The sequence below is a fragment of the Stenotrophomonas indicatrix genome (genome assembly GCF_050573115.1).
In the GTDB taxonomy this organism is placed as follows: Bacteria; Pseudomonadota; Gammaproteobacteria; order Xanthomonadales; family Xanthomonadaceae; genus Stenotrophomonas; species Stenotrophomonas lactitubi_A.
The window spans coordinates 52,426-67,597 of the sequence record NZ_JBNYZT010000005.1; the positions used below are offsets into that span (position 1 = coordinate 52,426).

A 15,172-nucleotide genomic window follows, 5' to 3' on the forward strand; every position below is an offset into this window, starting at 1 on the left:
GGCCATCGCAACGGGCCTATTGGCTTTTGTGATGGTCGGTTGCACACTCGGGGAGGAGTCGACCGCCGGCACGGTGCTGGTGGCGCCGATGCGGCAGGCGGTCTCCTGTCGTAGGAGAGCCTTTGATGGCGGCGAGCGTACGCATGCGCAATACACTGACGCTGTTTTCCTCGAACGACGATGTACTGTGCCACCGTGTGCGCCTGGTGCTGGCGGCCAAGGGCGTGAGTTTCGACTTCGTTCCGGTCGATCCACAGAATCCGCCGGAAGATCTGATCGATCTCAATCCATACCACTCGGTGCCGACCCTGGTCGAGCGCGAGCTGGTGCTGTATGCCGCGTCGGTGGTCAGCGAGTATCTGGACGAGCGCTATCCGCACCCGCCGCTGATGCCGGTCGACCCGCTGTCGCGCGCGCGCATCCGTCTGGCCATGTTGCGTATCGAGCATGACTGGGTGCCGCAGGTGCAGGCGATCCAGCTGGGCAACAAGACCCAGGCCGAGGCAGGGCGCAAGCGGTTGAAGGAACTGCTGACGGCGTCCCTGCCGTTGTTCAAGGCCAGCAAGTTCTTCCTCAACCCGGAAATGAGCCTGGCCGACTGCGCGATGGCCCCGATCATCTGGCGCCTGCAATCGCTGGATGTGCCGTTGCCGAAGGACAGCAAGGCCATCGAGGACTACGGCAACCGGATCTTCCGCCACCCCGGTTTCGTTCGCAGCCTTACCGATCAGGAAAAGAAACTGCGCGATCTGCCGGGCTGATCCGGCATCCGCTTTCCCGTCTGCACGCCGACCGGCGTGCAGGCGATCCGCCCCGGCAGGGGCGTCGGGCGCTACACTTCACGCATGACCGAAGACTTTTTCCACATGACCAGCCACCGCCCGTATCTGTTGCGGGCTCTGGTGGAATGGATCAACGACAACCAGCTGACTCCGCACATCCTGGTCGACGCCGGCGTTCCCGGCGTGCAGGTTCCGCCTTCGGCCGTCAAGGACGGCCGGGTGGTGCTCAACATCGCCGAGCGCGCAGTCGTGCGGCTGGTGATCGACAACGAGTCGGTGAGCTTCTCGGCGCGCTTCTCCGGCACCAGCTATCCGGTGCAGGTGCCGATCAGCGCGGTGCTGGCGGTGTATGCCCGCGAAACCGGGCAGGGCATGGCGTTGCCGGATGACATTCCCGGTGGCGAGCCGACGCCGGCCAGCGACGAGCTGCTGCACGACGATGAGCAGACGCCGCCGGACGACACGCCGCCCGCCGGTCCGCCGCCGAAAGGCCGTCCGACCCTTCGCGTGGTCAAGTAGCTTCCACAGCTTTTCATCCACGCATGGCGTGGATCTACCGGCGCGCTGTCCAGTAGATCCACGCCATGCGTGGATGCACTTGCTTACACATCCTCGGCATCTTCGTTGTCCGCACGGATCTGGCTGATCCGCGCCGCGCCCGGGCCGGTGAAGGAAATCAGCTGGTCGCCGCGTAGCACCATGCGGCCGACATGGCGATCGATGCCGTCGTAGGAATACTCGAACTTGAAGGTGCGCTCGAAACCGAGCCGGCCATCTTCCCCACGCGACAGCCGTAGACCCGTGGCGTGCACCGCCTGGTCCAGCCACTGCACATCGGCGGCACGGCAGGCATTGCGGCCCAGTTCGACCGCACGTTCGGCGGCCGAACGCGCTGCGTTCCAGAAGAAGTAGACGATACCGCCGGCAATCAGCAGGATCAGCAGGGTGGGCATGGCTTCAGCCGTCAGGTGTCGATCCGCCAAAGATGGCGACGAATGGCGACTGGATCAAGCGGCATCTGCTCAGCGATCGCTGCCGGGCTCTGTTGCCGGCTGCGGCACCAGCGTCGGTGTCGGCGCAGCAGGTACCGCCGGCGGAAGCGGTGCAGCCCGCGGCGCAGTGGCATTCAACTGCAGCAGTGCGGCCCAGTCCTGCCGGTTGAAGCTGCATTCGTCCTCGCGGCCCGGTGTGCAGGTCGGGTCGATGCCGGTGGTGTCGCGCTCGCGCGGCGGCGGCAGCTTGATCGTGCCGGTGCGGTCCAGTTGCAGTAGGCGCATCGCCACGGTGTTCATGACATTGCCGCCCACCAGGTAAAGCGTCTGGTCGCCACCGAGGTTGGCCGCCACCACTACTTCGCAATGCGACTTCCAATGGCCGACCGAGCCGTTGCTCAGGGCCTGCACCAGCCCGCTGTAGCTGAGTGTGCTGCTGCGGTCGCGCAGGAAGCACAGCAGGTCGCCCGGTGCAGGCTTGGCGGTGGCCGGGTCCACCAGGCGGTAGGGCACGCCGGAAGGGCCTGCCTGGTAGGCGGCGCGGATGTAGTCGATATGGCGTGGGGAGGTGTTGAAGCCGGGTACGCCGGCACGCACCATCACCCAGGAAATGAACGCCGCTGACCATGGATTGTCGATCAGGAAAGCGCGGCAATCGCTGTCGGTGTAGCGGGTTCCCAGCGGGGCCAGGCAACTGCTGGCACCCGGCTGGCTGCCCAATGCATTCAGTGTGCCGCTTTCGCGCCAGTAGCTGCTGACCCGTTGCCAGGCGATCAGGCCGTTGTCAGCCAGATGATCGCTCTCGGCCTCGGTGACACTGAGGCTGGCGGCGCGGCCGTCACGGTCGATGAAGGGGCGGAACCAGAGGCGATGTTCGTTGCAGGCGGTATTGCGGATCGCAACTGCCAACGGGCTCAGGCCGAAACGCGGCGGCACATCGCAGGCTTCGACGGCGGCGGCCGAGAAGGGCGCCGCGGCCAGCAGCAGGCAGGCGGGCAAGAGCATCCGGCGCATGCGCGGCTCCTGTGGGGGATGGTCGCAGCGTCGCAGCGCTGTTGTGAACGCCGGGTGTGAGAACGGTAGTGCCGGCTGCTGGCCGGCAACATCACAATCCGCGAATCCACACTCAACCCGGCGGCGGACCCAGCTTCAACGACAGGTCAATGGCCTGCACATGCTTGGTCAGGCCACCGATGGAAATGCAGTCCACGCCATCCTCAGCGATCGAACGCAGGCCGCCGAGGCCGACGCTGCCGGACACTTCCAGTGGAATGCGGCCTTCGGTGATGCGCACCGCTTCGCGCCGCAGCTCCGGGCTGAAGTCGTCCAGCAGGATGCGTTCACAGCCGGCCTGCAGCGCCTGCCGCAGCTGGTCCAGGTCCTCGACTTCAACCACCAGCGGCAGCTGCGGCCATTGCCGGCGGGCGGCTGACACCGCGGCAGCCAGGGAGCCGGCCGCGCGGATGTGATTCTCTTTCAGCATCACCGTGTCGTACAGGCCGAAGCGGTGGTTGTCGCCGCCGCCGCAACGCACCGCGTACTTCTGCGCCAGACGCAGGCCGGGCAGGGTCTTGCGGGTATCGAGGATGCGCGTGCCTGTACCTTCCACCGCAGCTACATAGCGGGCTGTGGTGGTGGCGGTGCCGGACAGGGTCTGCAGGAAATTCAGCGAGGTGCGTTCGGCGCTGACCAGGCTGCGGCTGCGCCCATGCAGCAGCGCCAGCACGGTACCGGCGCTGACATGGTCGCCTTCGGCCACCTGCCACTCGATCTGCACGTCCGCATCAAGTGCGCGGTGGGTGGCATCGAACCACGGGCGGCCCGCGATCACCGCATCCTGCTTGCACAGCAGGTAGGCGCTGTCGGGCTGGTCGGGCAGCAGGGCGGCGGTGACATCACCGCTGCCCAGGTCCTCGGCCAACGCGCGGGCGACGTCGGCCGCGACGACGGCTGGGTCCGGCGTCGGCAGCGCGCTCATGCGGTCGGGAAATCGGCGATCTGTGCGGTCGGGATGGCTTCTTCGGCCAGCAGCACCGGAATGCCGTCATCGACGCGGAATACCTGCTTGCGGTCGCGGGTGACCAGGGCTTCGCGCAGCGGCTGCGCCAGCGGGTTGCCATCGGCGCGGTTGATGGTGCCGGCGGCGATCGCCCGGTTGAGGGCTTCCAGGCCCTTGCCATCCAGCAGGGACAGGGGCTGGCGGGTGTCGGGCGATACCAGCAGGTCGAGCAGCTTGCGATCCATGGTTCTTCGTCTTGCGTGGAAGATGGCTAGAATACGTCTTTAAGGCAGGTGACGGCCAATGACCCCCAACCCGATCGCGCCGCTTGTCGGCATCGTCATGGGTTCCCGCTCCGACTGGGAAACCATGCAGCACGCCGCCCAGAAGCTTGAAGCTCTGGGTGTTCCGTTCGAAGTGAAGGTGGTGTCCGCGCATCGGACACCGGATGTGTTGTTCAGTTATGCCGAGCAGGCCGGTTCGCGCGGGCTACGCGCGATCATTGCCGGCGCCGGCGGCGCCGCGCATCTGCCGGGCATGATCGCGGCCAAGACCGCGGTGCCGGTGCTGGGCGTGCCGGTGCAGTCCAAGGCCCTCAATGGCATGGATTCGCTGCTGTCGATCGTGCAGATGCCGGCCGGCATCCCGGTCGCCACCTTCGCCATCGGCAATGCCGGCGCGTCCAATGCCGCGCTGTTCGCCGCCGCAATGCTGGCCAGCGACCAGCCGGCCATCGGCCAGGCGCTGGACAGCTTCCGCGCGCGCCAGACCGAAGACGTGATGGCCCACGACGATCCGCGCCAATGAGCCTGACCGTCGGCATCCTCGGCGGCGGTCAGCTCGCCCGCATGATGGTCCTGGCCGGTGCGCCGCTGGGACTGCGCTTCGAACTGTACGATCCGGCGGCCGATGCCTGCAGCGGCCCATTGGCGCCGCTCACCGTCGGCGCATTCGACGATCGTCAGGCACTGGCGGACTTCGCTGCCAAAGTCGATGTGGTCACCTTCGATTTCGAGAACGTGCCCGCTGACAGCGCGCAATGGCTGGCCGACCGCGTGCCGGTCTACCCGCCGCCGTCGGCGCTGGCCGTGGCCCAGGACCGGTTGAGCGAGAAGACCCTGTTCCAGCAGCTGGGCATTCCGCTGCCGGCGTTCGCCGATATCCGCAGCCGCGCCGAGCTGGCCGCCAAGGCGGCCGAATTCGGTCTGCCGTGCATCCTCAAGACCCGCCGCCTGGGCTACGACGGCAAGGGCCAGTTCCGCCTGCGCAGCGAAGCGGACATCGATGCGGCATGGCAGGCGCTGGGTGCGCAGGTCGAGCGCACAGGTCTGATCCTCGAGGGCTTTGTCGCCTTCCAGCGTGAGGTCAGCGTGGTTGCTGTGCGCGGCCGCGATGGCAGCTTCCAGGCCTGGCCGGTCACCGGCAACTGGCATGTCGACGGTGTGCTGTCGGCCAGCGTGGCACCGGCGGTGCTGTCCGCTGCCGAGCACGAAGCGGCGATCGGCTATGCCCACCGTGTCGCCGAACACCTGCAGTACGTGGGTGTGTTCGCGCTGGAGCTGTTCTGCCGCGACGGTGAGCTGCTGGCCAACGAAATGGCACCGCGCGTGCACAACTCCGGTCACTGGACCATCGAAGGCAGCGAAACCTCGCAGTTCGAGAACCACCTGCGCGCTGTCCTCGGCCTGCCGCTGGGCAGTACCCGCATGCTTGGCCATGCCTGCATGCTGAACTGGCTGGGGGCGATGCCTGATCCGGCCCCGGTGCTGCAGCAGGCCAGTGGCCATTGGCACGATTACGGCAAGGAATCGCGTGACGGCCGCAAGGTCGGTCACGCGACGCTGCGGGATGATGATGCTGGTGCACTGGCCGATGCGTTGGTGCAGGTCGGCCTGGAACTGGACCGCCAGGACCAGGTGGCCCCTGCCGTACACGCGTTGCGCAACGGCTGAGCGAAGGCTTTGCGGCCGTAGGCCGACAGGCGTCGCTGATCCCGGTAGTGCCGGCCGCTGGCCGGCAGACGCCGCTGATCCCGGTAGTGCCGGCCGCTGGCCGGCAAAGCCCACCAAGGTGGGCATCTGCCAGGGCAAAGCCCACCAGGGTGGGCATCCACCACGGCGTGGCGTGATGCCGGCAGCGCCGGGTAATGCCCGGCGGATATCAGCCCGTATCAGCGCAGCTGGCTCTCGGCGAACTCCCAGTTCACCAGTTGCCAGAATGCTTCCAGATAACGCGCACGATCATTCTGGTAGTCGGTGTAGTACGCGTGCTCCCAGACATCGCAGCACAGCAGTGGCGTGCTGTCGCCGGTGAGCGGCGTGCCCGCGTTGCGCGTCGCCTGCAGGCCGAGCTGCCCACCCGGGTGCTGTACCAGCCACACCCAGCCGGAGCCGAACAGGCCAAGCGCGGTCCGGTTGAACTCTTCGCGAAGACGCTGGCCGTCGCCGAACTGGCGCTTGACCAGTTCGCCCAGGCGGCCCTGCGGTTCGCCACCGCCACGCGGGCGCAGGCACTGCCAGTAGAAGCCGTGGTTCCAGGCCTGGGCAGCGGCATCGAACAGCGCGCCTTGGGCGTGGCGGACGATGTCCTCCAGCGTGGCTTCTTCCCATTCGGTGCCGACGATGGCGGCGTTGACCGCGTCGACGTAGGTGCGATGGTGGCGGCCGTGATGCAGTTCCACGGTCTGTGCCGACAGGTGCGGCTGCAGGGACGAGGGCAGGTAGGGCAGGGCGGGCAATTCGACGGGCATGGACAGGTTCGTGGCCAGGGGGCGGCGGCAGCCGGTACCATCGGCTTACAATGGGGGCTACCGTGGGCAGTCTAGCCGACCATCACGGTTGGTTTGTCCGGCGACGCAAGGAGTGAGGTGTGGCGGTAATGCAGCAAATCCAGGCCGAGGTGGATCGTTACCCGCTCGTGCTGTTCATGAAGGGCACCCCGCAATACCCCATGTGCGGCTATTCCAGCCGTGCCGTGCAGGCCTTGATGGCCGCAGGCGCCGTTGCGCTGCGCACGGTCAATGTGCTGGAAGAGCCCGAGATCCGCGCCAACCTGCCGCGCTTCTCCAACCTGCCCACCTTCCCGCAGCTGTTCATCAACGGTGAGTTGATCGGCGGCTGTGACATCGTCATGGAACTGTTCGAAGCCGGCGAACTCAAGCGCATCGTCGAAGAGGCTGCGCAGGGATGAGCGCCTGGCCATCGACGTCACCGGCAGACGGGGCGCTCGATGGCCGCCCGTTGCAGGATCGCGTGGTGCTCGTTGCCGGCGCCGGTGGTGGGCTGGGGAGTGCCGCCGCTGTGGCTGCCGCCGAGGCGGGAGCCACCGTGGTCCTGCTGGGGCGCAAGCCACGCCGGCTGGACCGGGTCTACGCCCAGGTGCAGGCGGTCGGGCCGGAACCCCTGCTGTACCCGTTGGACCTGGAAGGTGCAGGTCCTGACGACTATGCCGAACTGGCCCAGGCCGTGGCGCAGGAGCTGGGACGTCTTGATGGGCTGCTGGTCTGTGCAGCGCACTTTCCCGGCCTGACCCCGTTCGAGCTGGCCGACCCGGCCAGTTTCGCCCGTGCCGTGCACGTCACCCTGACCGCTCCTGCCTGGCTGGCCCAGGCCTGCCTGCCGTTGCTGCGCCAGCGTGAAGACGCGGCACTGGTATTCACCGTGGATGCCCCTGAGCGGGTGGGGCAGGCGTACTGGGGCGGCTATGGCGCCGCCCAGCATGGCCTGCGCGGGCTGATCGGCAGCCTGCATGACGAGCTGGCCCGCAGCCCGGTGCGGGTAAGTGGTCTTTACCCCGGCCCCTTGCGTACCGCCCTGCGGGCGCGGGCCTATTCGATCGACCAGGACCCGGCCGCACGTGGCCCGGAGGCTGCCGCAGCGGCGGCCGTGACCCTGTTGTCCGCCGCTGGACAGGCGTGGCGGGGGCAGGTGTTCGATGCGGGCAATCCGCCATCGACGGGTTAAGACGTTCGTAAAGCGGAATGAAGATCCCGTCACGATAGCGTTGCGATCCGGTGCCGTTTGTCGCACAACCGTCACATTGAAAGCGTAGCGTGTTAATCTAGTGTTAACCGTTGCGGCAGCTGCCGTTCACGGTAGGGAACCCCAGATAAATGTCCGAACAGCCGCCCGCAAGGCTGCTTGGATGCGCTTTTTTTCCGCCATCGCCAACTCGCATCGAGGCTACCGAACAATGACTCACCCATTCCGGATGTCCAAGCTCACCCTTGGTCTCGTGGCTGCGCTCGCCGCCGCTCCCGCCTTCGCCCAGAGCACCTCTGCCGGTGTCGGCGGCCAGGTCGTGTCCCGTGCCGGCCAGCCCGTCGCCGGTGCTGAAGTCACCATCACCCACACCGAGTCGGGCACCGTTTCGCGTGCGACCACCGATGCGGCGGGTCGTTACAACGCGCGCGGCCTGCGCGTGGGCGGTCCGTACTCGATCACCATCACCAAGTCCGGTGAAGGCACCAAGACCGAAGATGGCGTCTACCTGGGCGTGAACCAGACCGGCACCATCAACGCCACCCTGGCCGGCGACCTCGCCGCGACCAACCTGGACACCGTGCAGGTCACCGCTGTCGGCGGCGGCTCGGAAGTGTTCAGCGCCACCAAGATGGGTTCGGGCACCAACATCAGCCAGCAGCAGATCGAAATTGCGCCGTCCATCGGCGGCAACATCCAGGATCTGATGCGTCTGGATCCGCGCGTGACCTTCATCGATCGTGCTTCGGGCTCGATCTCGGCCGGCGGCCAGAACCCGCGCTTCAACTCGATCAGCATCGACGGCGTTTCGGCCAGCGATACCTTCGGCCTGGAAGGCAACAACATGCCGACCCGCCGCCAGCCGGTCGCGATGGAAGCCATCGAAGCGCTGGACATCAACCTGTCCAACTACGACGTCAGCATCGCTGCCGCTGCCGGCGCCACCGTCAACGCGGTGACCAAGTCGGGTACCAATGAATTCCACGGTTCGGTGTACGGCACCTACCGTGACGGCGACTGGTTCGGTGACAACCCGGAAGGCCAGCCGTTCAATGGCTTCACCAAGGAAAAGACCTACGGCATGACCGTCGGTGGTCCGATCCTCAAGGACAAGCTGTTCTTCTTCGCCAACTACGAGAAGTTCGAGCAGTCCGCCCCGGGCGCCGACATCAGCACCACCCCGCTGGGCAAGGCCAATGGCCAGTTCACCCTGGCTGACGTGACCCGTGCGCAGCAGATCGCGCAGGGCTACGGCATCGACGCCGGTGGCCTGGAAAGCAACGGCGACACCTCGATGGAAGAGTACGCGCTGAAGCTGGACTGGAACATCAGCGACAACCACCGTGCCAACATCCGTTACAGCAAGATCGACCAGAGCAAGCTGCGCATCAACGGCATGACCACGAGCTCGGCATCGCTGAACTCGTACTGGTACCAGCACAACAAGACCAACGAGAGCTACGTCGCCCAGCTGTTCAGCGACTGGACCGACACCTTCTCGACCGAACTGAAGGCGTCCTACCGCGAGTACTCGGCGATCCGTGCGGTCAACACCAATGCGCCCAGCGTCCGCATCTTCTTCGATGGCTCGGCAGCTGCACCGTCGGGTGACTCGCTGTACCTGGGTACTGAAGTCAACTCGCAGGACAACATCCTGAAGACCAAGGCGTGGAACTACTACGCCGCCGGTACCCTGACCCTGGGCAACCACGACCTGAAGTTCGGTGGTTCTTACGATACCAACGACATCTACAACTACTTCGGCTCTGGTTCCTGGGGCGCCTATACCTTCTATGGCCTGGACAACTTCGCCAAGGGTATCTGGAGCACCTACGACTACAAGCCGGAGCGCGCCCCGGGTTCCATCCCCGCCGACTACAAGTACAGCAGCCTGGCGCTGTTCGTGCAGGACACCTGGTACGTCAACAGCAACCTGACCCTGACCATGGGTCTGCGCGCTGACCGTCCGGACACCAGCCCGTCGCCGGCCTACAACGGTCCTGCTTCGACGTTCTTCGGCTACGACAACAGCAAGGTCCTGAACAACAAGTTCCTGATCCAGCCGCGTGTGGGCTTCAACTACACCTTCGACACCGAGCGTCCGACCCAGCTGCGTGGTGGCGTTGGCCTGTTCCAGGGTGATTCCCCGCAGGTGTGGCTGAGCAACAGCTACTCGGGGACCGGCTTCAACAACACCGTCTACAGCATCAAGACCTACAACCCGGCGGTGGGATTCAGCGGCGACAAGAACAGCCAGCCGGTGCCGACTGCCCCGGGTTCGGCTGTGCAGAGCGTCAACTTCGTCGGCAACGATTTCCGCATGCCGTCGACTTACAAGGCCAACCTGGCTTTCGATCACGAGACCCCCTGGTACGGCATCGTGGCTTCGGCCGAACTGCTGGTCACCAAGGTCAAGGATGGCCTGTTCTACCAGAACCTGAATCTGGGCCCGGTGCAGTACCAGGGTCCGGACGGTCGTGACATGTTCTACAGCGCCAGCAAGGTCGGCTCCTGGACCACCGGCGATGCACGCATCGGTCGCAACTCCAGGCAGTACGCTGACGTCTACCTGATCAACAACACCGACAAGGGCCGCACCTCGCAGTTCACCGCGTCGCTGTCCAAGCCGTGGTCGGATGCCAGTGACTGGTCCTGGAACATCGGTTACACCTACACCGATGCCACCGAAGTCGGCTCGCTGACCAGCTCCACCGCCAGCTCGGGTTGGAACTACCAGTACGCCTTCGACGCCAACACTCCGGTCGAGAACACCTCGCGCTACCAGATCCGCGACCGCCTGTCGGGTTCGCTGAACTGGAAGCACAAGTTCTTCGGTGACTACGAGACCAAGGTTGGTCTGGTGTACGAAGGCCGCAGCGGTCGTCCGTACAGCTACGTCTACGTCAACGACGCCAACGGCGACGGCCGTAACGCCAACGACCTGTTCTACGTGCCGAAGGGCCCGGGCGATGTGCTGTTCGGTACGCTGGCCGCCAATGGCCAGTTCACCGCCAACGCGCAGATGGAAAAGGACTTCTTCACCTGGCTGGCCGCCAATCCGGACCTGGCCAAGTACGCCGGCAGCACGCCGGGTGCCAATGAGTTCCGCACTGGCTGGATCAACACCTTCGATATCCGCATCAGCCAGCAGCTGCCGGGCTTCATGAAGGGCCACAAGTCGGAAATCTGGCTGGACGTGCAGAACGTCGGCAACATGCTGAACAAGAAGTGGGGCAACATCTACGACTACGGCTTCTTTGCCGATGCTCGTGTGGCCACCCTGCAGGGCATGTACCAGGGCAAGTACGTGTACAACTACCGCAACGCCGATGCGCCGACCGTCGCAAACGCCGACGCCGATGGCTTCGACGTGGGTGTGTCGCAGTGGTCGCTGCAGCTGGGCTTCCGCTACCAGTTCTGATGAACTGACGTAGCAACAGCTGTGCACGGAAACGGCCGGGGAAACCCGGCCGTTTCCCGTTCAGGCGAAAGTCCTTGCGGGGGTGCCTGCATCGGCGTAGCATCCAGACACGTGCGCGGCGCAGATGCCGCCGAAGCGGTCCCGAAGCGGCGAACGCGGGACGCACCTATCCAACGGTCGGGCTTCCCGGCCGTTTTGCTTTTTAAGGGGGCGGCAGTACAGTCGGACACCTTAAAGGAAGCAGAAAAGTGGATATGACAACGAACGAAAAGGCAGCGCGGACGCTGCCGGTGCAGGACGCGCGGATCTACCCGCGTGGTGGCCTGGATGTGCTGTCGCGGGCCGAGGTTGCGCGCCTGCGCGATGCCTCCGGCGGCGGCATGCACGAGCTGCTGCGCCGCTGCGCGCTGGCCGTGCTGACCAGTGGCAGTGCTTCCGATGATCCGCGCGCGGCGCGCGATCTCTATCCCGACTTCGACATCCAGGTGGCGCAGCAGGATCGCGGCGTGCGCATCGACCTGGCCAATGCGCCGGCGATGGCATTCGTCGATGGCGAAATCATCCGCGGCGTGGCCGAACTGTTGTTTGCGGTGGTCCGCGACCTGGCCTACATGGCCATCGAGATGGGCCCGGCCTACGCGGCCGAGCTGGAGTCGTCCGAGGGCATCACCAATGCGGTGTTCGGGCTGCTGCGCAACGCGCGCATCCTCAACCCGGGTGACCCGAACCTGGTGGTCTGCTGGGGCGGCCACTCGATCTCGCGCGACGAGTACCTGTATACCAAGCAGGTCGGTTACGAGCTGGGCCTGCGCGGCCTGGACATCTGCACCGGCTGCGGCCCGGGCGCGATGAAAGGCCCGATGAAGGGCGCCACCATCGCCCACGCCAAGCAGCGCCGGACGGTGACCCGCTACATCGGCCTGACCGAGCCGGGCATCATCGCCGCCGAGTCGCCGAATCCGATCGTCAATCACCTGGTGATCATGCCGGACATCGAGAAGCGCCTTGAGGCCTTCGTCCGCATCGGCCACGGCATCATCGTATTCGCCGGTGGCGTGGGTACCGCCGAGGAGATCCTGTACCTGCTCGGCATCCTGCTGCGCGAGGAGAACAAGGACCTGCCGTTCCCGCTGATCCTGACCGGCCCGACCGTGGCTGCGCCGTACTTCGAGCAGATCGACCGCTTCATCCGCCTGACCCTGGGCGACGCCGCGGCCGAGCGCTACGAAATCGTCATCGGCGATCCGGTGGCGGTGGCCAAGAAGATGTCGTCCGGCATCAAGCGCGTGCGCGAGCATCGCCTGGCCCAGAAGGATTCGTTCTTCTTCAACTGGTCCATTGAGATTCCGTGGGAATACCAGCAGCCGTTCGTGCCGACCCACGAAGCGATGGCGGCGCTGGACCTGCACCACGGGCGTGCGCCGCACGCGTTGGCGGCTGACCTGCGCCGGGCGTTCTCGGGCATCGTCGCCGGCAACGTGAAGGAAGACGGCATGCGCCGCATCGAGGAGTTCGGACCGTTCCAGATCCATGGCGACACCGACATGATGCAGGCGCTGGACGAGCTGCTGCGCGCCTTCGTCGAGCAGCGCCGGATGAAGATCTCCGGCGAGTACCAGCCCTGCTACCAGGTGCTGGCGTAAGCCGGGCGATGGTGGCTGGACGGCGCGGCGGGGGCCGTGCCGGACCGCCCGGGGGAGGGCGGGACGTCAAGGCTTTGACGCCCGTCGCCCGGATCTGACCGTTCATCCTGCCGCCGCTTGCCGGCGGCAGGCCGGTGCGCCATCGTGGCCACCAACACGCTGGGGAGCGTCCAATGTCATCGCGCCGGTCCAATGGCTTCACGCTGGTCGAACTGATGGTCACGATTGCCGTGCTGGCGATCCTGAGCACTATTGCCTATCCCAGCTTTCAGGGCACGATCCGCTCCAATCGGATGGCCACCACCAGCAACGAGTTGATTGCTGCGCTCGCGTTGGCGCGCTCGGAAGCCATTCGTGGCACGCGTGGCGGCGGGGTCTGTGCTTCCACGGCGGGCACCAGCTGCGATGGCAAGTCCTGGGCAGATGGCTGGATGGTCTGGAACGACGCCAATGGCAATGGCAGCTTCGACGCCGGTGAGGTCGTGCTGCGCTACGCAGAGGCCCGGACGAAGATGCAGGGCGTCAGCGACCAGGCGCTTACCATCGCATTCGACCCTCGTGGCCGCAGCCGTGCCGTGACCGCGCAGGACATTACTTTGCGTCCGGCAGATTGCGGCAGCCAGCCGCTGCAGCGGCGATTGTCCATCTCGCTTACCGGGCAGACCCGCCTGCAGAAGGAGGCCTGCAAGTGACACGCGCCGCTCACCAACGCCGTCGGATTTCCGGTCGCACGCAGCAGGGCTTCACCCTGATCGAAGTGCTGATCGCGATCCTTGTGCTGGGCTTCGGCCTGCTGGGCTTCGCCCTGCTGCAGACGATGAATGTCCGCTACGTGCAGAGCGCGAATTTCCGCACTCAGGCCACCAATCTCAGCTACGAACTGCTGGATCAGATCCGCGCCAACCGCGTTGCCGCGCCGCTCTACGTGGGTGATTACACCGCAACGACCACCAAGTGTGAGCCGCCAACCGGCGCGGCCATCGCCAAGGACACCTACATGACCGACTGGCGCTGCCGCCTGGGTAAATCGTTGGGTGCGGAGAGCAAAGCTTCGGTCACCCGCAATGGCAATCAGTATTCGGTCCAGGTCACGTGGGGCGACGAACGCTGGAAGGCGGATGCGGTCGACACCACCTTCACCGCGAGTACCCGCCTGTGAGCCGCGTCAGCTCCTCTGCCCGGCGCATGCAGGGCCTGTCGTTGATCGAACTGATGATCTCGCTGGTCATCGGCTTGATCATCCTGTTGGCGGTGGTGCAGGTGTTCTCTGCCTCGCGCACGGCCTATCAGCTGTCCGAAGGTCTTGCCCGCGTGCAGGAAAACAGCCGTTTCGCGATGGATACGCTGCAGCGTGAGATCCGTATGGCCGGACATTTCGGCTGCACCAACGACCAGGCGCACACGCTGGAATCGCTGTCCACCTTGCAGTCCACCCTGGATGGCGCGGCTAACCCTGGCCTCGATTTCATGCGTTCCATCCAAGGCTACGAGGCCACCGGCACGGAGCCGGGCAAGACGCTCACGTTGGCAGCGACGCCCGCGACGGGAGGTACTGCCTATACCCCGGCATTGCCGACGGCGATCGCCAGCGCGTTGACCAACCGGGTCGATGGCAGCGACATCATTGCGCTGCGCTACCTGATGCCTGACGGTGTTCCGATCACGGCCATCGGTGGCACCATCGAAAAGCCGGTGTACACCTTTGAGGCGGCGCGTTGGTCGGTGCTGCGCAGCGGCGTGACCAATCCGGGTCTTTTCGGCGTTGCCGACTGTGGTTCGGCCACGGTCTTCCAGGCCAGTGCAGTCAACGCAACGACCGGCACCATCACCTTTGACACCGTGAAGTTGAACGGCTCGCGCACCTTCAGCAATGGATACATGCTTGGTCAAGCGATGCTGTATCGCGCTGAAAGCGCCGTCTACTACGTGGGTTACGACGCGACGACCAAACAGAGCTCGCTGTACCGCGTGCGCTTCGGTGCGGCCCCGAACGGCGATCTGGTTGCGTCCAGCCCGGAAGCGATGGTGGAGGGTGTAGAGAACCTGCAACTGCTTTACGGCCAGGACCGCAGTCTGGGCGCTCGGCCTTCCGGTTACATCGATCGTCAGGGTACGGCGAAGGCCGTGCAGGACTCGCTGCCCAGCGACATCGGCCTGGCTTGGCGACGTGTCGGCGTCGTCCAGGTGGGCCTGCTGGTCTCCAGTCCGGATCCGGCAGCAGCCCGCCAGGCAGACTCCAACGCCTCGCTGGTATCCATGGGGGTTACCTATACCGCCCCTACCGATGGACGCATGCGCGCGGTCTACCAGACCACCGTCGCACTGCGCAACCGCCTGTTCGGCAACTGAGGTCAT

16 protein-coding genes are annotated in these 15,172 nt (G+C 65.5%); 11 read left to right on the forward strand and 5 right to left on the reverse strand.

Annotated elements, in window-relative coordinates:
- Positions 1–125: 125 nt before the first annotated feature.
- Together ACQ5SA_RS12890 and ACQ5SA_RS12895 are read left to right on the forward strand one after the other, a co-directional pair.
- The gene (locus ACQ5SA_RS12890) at positions 126–761 is read left to right on the forward strand and encodes a glutathione S-transferase N-terminal domain-containing protein (RefSeq protein ID WP_089240017.1); all 636 of its coding nucleotides are present in this window, start codon (positions 126–128) and stop codon (positions 759–761) included.
- 84 nt (positions 762–845) lie between these two features.
- Positions 846–1,301 carry a ClpXP protease specificity-enhancing factor gene (locus ACQ5SA_RS12895; RefSeq protein WP_230110765.1) on the forward strand — a complete coding sequence of 152 codons (456 nt, stop codon included), beginning with the start codon at positions 846–848 and terminating at the stop codon, positions 1,299–1,301.
- Positions 1,302–1,384: 83 nt separating this feature from the next.
- Here ACQ5SA_RS12895 and ACQ5SA_RS12900 read toward each other — a convergent pair whose 3' ends face one another.
- From ACQ5SA_RS12900 to ACQ5SA_RS12915, 4 genes are all read right to left on the reverse strand, one after another.
- A complete protein-coding gene (locus ACQ5SA_RS12900; protein WP_089241240.1) occupies positions 1,385–1,735 on the reverse strand; it encodes a DUF3301 domain-containing protein in 351 nt (116 codons plus the stop codon).
- Between the two features lie 69 nt (positions 1,736–1,804).
- Complete coding sequence (locus ACQ5SA_RS12905; protein ID WP_499314423.1) at positions 1,805–2,788, reverse strand: DUF2272 domain-containing protein; 984 nt, start codon at positions 2,786–2,788, stop codon at positions 1,805–1,807.
- Positions 2,789–2,900: 112 nt separating this feature from the next.
- Positions 2,901–3,752 carry a carboxylating nicotinate-nucleotide diphosphorylase gene (nadC, locus tag ACQ5SA_RS12910; protein WP_499314424.1) on the reverse strand — a complete coding sequence of 284 codons (852 nt, stop codon included), beginning with the start codon at positions 3,750–3,752 and terminating at the stop codon, positions 2,901–2,903.
- Complete coding sequence (locus ACQ5SA_RS12915; RefSeq protein ID WP_230110763.1) at positions 3,749–4,018, reverse strand: Trm112 family protein; 270 nt, start codon at positions 4,016–4,018, stop codon at positions 3,749–3,751. Before ACQ5SA_RS12915 ends, nadC begins: the two co-directional genes overlap by 4 nt.
- Positions 4,019–4,076: 58 nt before the next feature.
- Here ACQ5SA_RS12915 and purE point away from each other — a divergent pair, with 58 nt between their 5' ends.
- Together purE and ACQ5SA_RS12925 are read left to right on the forward strand one after the other, a co-directional pair.
- The gene (gene purE / locus ACQ5SA_RS12920; protein WP_025875268.1) at positions 4,077–4,580 is read left to right on the forward strand and encodes a 5-(carboxyamino)imidazole ribonucleotide mutase; all 504 of its coding nucleotides are present in this window, start codon (positions 4,077–4,079) and stop codon (positions 4,578–4,580) included.
- On the forward strand, positions 4,577–5,725 hold the full coding sequence (locus ACQ5SA_RS12925) for a 5-(carboxyamino)imidazole ribonucleotide synthase (protein ID WP_499314425.1): 1,149 nt from the start codon (positions 4,577–4,579) through the stop codon (positions 5,723–5,725). The genes purE and ACQ5SA_RS12925 overlap by 4 nt, the downstream gene beginning before the upstream one ends.
- Before the next feature lie 218 nt (positions 5,726–5,943).
- Here ACQ5SA_RS12925 and ACQ5SA_RS12930 read toward each other — a convergent pair whose 3' ends face one another.
- Positions 5,944–6,522 carry a superoxide dismutase gene (locus ACQ5SA_RS12930; protein WP_205403965.1) on the reverse strand — a complete coding sequence of 193 codons (579 nt, stop codon included), beginning with the start codon at positions 6,520–6,522 and terminating at the stop codon, positions 5,944–5,946.
- Between the two features lie 119 nt (positions 6,523–6,641).
- On the opposite strand from ACQ5SA_RS12930, the gene grxD reads away from it, so the two are divergent.
- From grxD to ACQ5SA_RS12965, 7 genes are all read left to right on the forward strand, one after another.
- A complete protein-coding gene (gene grxD, locus ACQ5SA_RS12935; protein ID WP_025875264.1) occupies positions 6,642–6,962 on the forward strand; it encodes a Grx4 family monothiol glutaredoxin in 321 nt (106 codons plus the stop codon).
- A complete protein-coding gene (locus ACQ5SA_RS12940) occupies positions 6,959–7,735 on the forward strand; it encodes an SDR family NAD(P)-dependent oxidoreductase (protein WP_499314426.1) in 777 nt (258 codons plus the stop codon). Before grxD ends, ACQ5SA_RS12940 begins: the two co-directional genes overlap by 4 nt.
- Before the next feature lie 247 nt (positions 7,736–7,982).
- Entirely contained in the window at positions 7,983–11,174 is a 3,192-nt protein-coding gene (locus ACQ5SA_RS12945) for a TonB-dependent receptor (protein WP_499314427.1), read from the forward strand.
- 254 nt (positions 11,175–11,428) lie between these two features.
- Positions 11,429–12,817 (forward strand): nucleotide 5'-monophosphate nucleosidase PpnN, encoded by a 1,389-nt coding sequence (gene ppnN / locus ACQ5SA_RS12950; RefSeq protein WP_499314428.1) that lies wholly within the window; start codon positions 11,429–11,431, stop codon positions 12,815–12,817.
- A 173-nt stretch (positions 12,818–12,990) separates the two neighbouring features.
- Positions 12,991–13,509 carry a GspH/FimT family pseudopilin gene (locus ACQ5SA_RS12955; protein WP_353098316.1) on the forward strand — a complete coding sequence of 173 codons (519 nt, stop codon included), beginning with the start codon at positions 12,991–12,993 and terminating at the stop codon, positions 13,507–13,509.
- Positions 13,506–13,976, forward strand: a complete 471-nt coding sequence (gene pilV / locus ACQ5SA_RS12960) for a type IV pilus modification protein PilV (protein WP_230110757.1) — start codon at positions 13,506–13,508, stop codon at positions 13,974–13,976. The genes ACQ5SA_RS12955 and pilV overlap by 4 nt, the downstream gene beginning before the upstream one ends.
- A complete protein-coding gene (locus ACQ5SA_RS12965; protein ID WP_353098314.1) occupies positions 13,973–15,166 on the forward strand; it encodes a PilW family protein in 1,194 nt (397 codons plus the stop codon). The genes pilV and ACQ5SA_RS12965 overlap by 4 nt, the downstream gene beginning before the upstream one ends.
- Positions 15,167–15,172: the final 6 nt, after the last annotated feature.